The sequence below is a fragment of the Pseudomonas sp. NPDC086112 genome (genome assembly GCF_044746425.1).
Lineage (GTDB): Bacteria > Pseudomonadota > Gammaproteobacteria > Pseudomonadales > Pseudomonadaceae > Aquipseudomonas.
Window position 1 is genome coordinate 1 of record NZ_JBIVCD010000083.1, and the last position, 1,271, is coordinate 1,271.

At 58.2% G+C, this 1,271-nt stretch carries 2 protein-coding genes; both read left to right on the forward strand.

The genetic code is table 11. The features are described 5' to 3' along the window. The first annotated feature begins 42 nt into the window (after window positions 1–42). Window positions 43–582, forward strand: a complete 540-nt coding sequence (locus tag ACIPLA_RS27925; RefSeq protein ID WP_401177688.1) for a PilZ domain-containing protein — start codon at window positions 43–45, stop codon at window positions 580–582. 14 nt (window positions 583–596) lie between these two features. Then, window positions 597–1,271, forward strand: a 675-nt coding sequence (locus ACIPLA_RS27930; RefSeq protein WP_401177684.1) for a glycerophosphodiester phosphodiesterase, incomplete at its 3' end; no start/stop codon positions are given.

Consider the following 1,271-nt stretch of genomic DNA (forward strand, 5'->3'; position numbering starts at 1 on the left):
AATTATACATAAAAAAAAGAAAAAAACACAAAAAACAACACTATATACCAAAACAACGCACTTCAAATAAATCCCCTGTCTGCTCCCGAAGCCGCAGGCCAGGAAGTGTTGCAGGATGCTTCCCCTCTATTCAACCTGCTCAGCGAACTGCACCTGAGCGAATTCGAGTCGCAACACCTGTTGCGACAGATCAGCGAACGCGACCGGACCATCGCCGCGTTCCTGAAATCCCAGAACAAACGCATCGATCTGCTGAGCCAGGTGGTCGCCCTGACGGTGCTCGGACAGATCGGCGAACCGCAGCCGGTGATCCTCTCCGAAGGAGGTATCGACTTTCAGCATCCGACGCCCATCGCCACTGGCGCGCACCTGTCGGTCAAGCTGGTACTCATGCCGCAAGCCCTTGGCCTGCTGCTGCGTGCCCGCGTCACCCATTGCGACCGCAAGGGCGAAGGCTACGATGTCGGCACCGAGTTCGAATACCTGTCCGATGCCCAGCGGCAATTGCTGGCCCGTTACATCTTGCAGCGACAGGCACAAGAACGACGCCTGGCCCGCGAACAAAACGAATCAGGCATTTAATTTAAGGAAGAACCGTGACTCTCATCTACGGCCATCGCGGCGCCAAGGGCGAAGCACCGGAAAACACCCTGACCAGCTTTCAGCAATGCCTCAAGCACGGCGTACGCCGTTGCGAACTGGACTTGCACCTGTCCAAGGATGGCGAGTTGATGGTGATCCACGACCCGACCCTCAAACGCACCACCGAGCGTCGCGGCAAAGTAGTCGAACACACCGCCGCGGAGCTGGTGACCTACGACGCTCGCAAGGGCGGCCCGGGCTGGATCAAACCCTGCCCGATTCCAACGTTGGAAGAATTGTTCGAGAAATGTGATTTCGATCACTGGCAACTGGAAGTCAAAAGCGCTTCACGCACCCGCGCCGCGACCACCGTGCTGGCGATTCGTGAAATGGCGCAGCGTTTCGGTATGCGGGACAAGATCACGATTACGTCAAGTTCACGCGAAGTGTTGAAAGCCGCGCTGGACCTGGTGCCGGACGTGTCTCGCGGCTTGGTGGCCGAGTACGCCTGGCTCGACCCGTTGAAGGTCGCGCAAAACTATGGCTGTGAGATTCTGGCGCTGAACTGGACCCTGTGTACGCCGGAACGCCTGCAGAAGGCGCAGCGTCAAGGGCTGCATGTGTCGGTGTGGACAGTCAACGAGCCCGCGCTGATGCGCAGACTCGCCGACTTCGGCGTTGACAGCCTG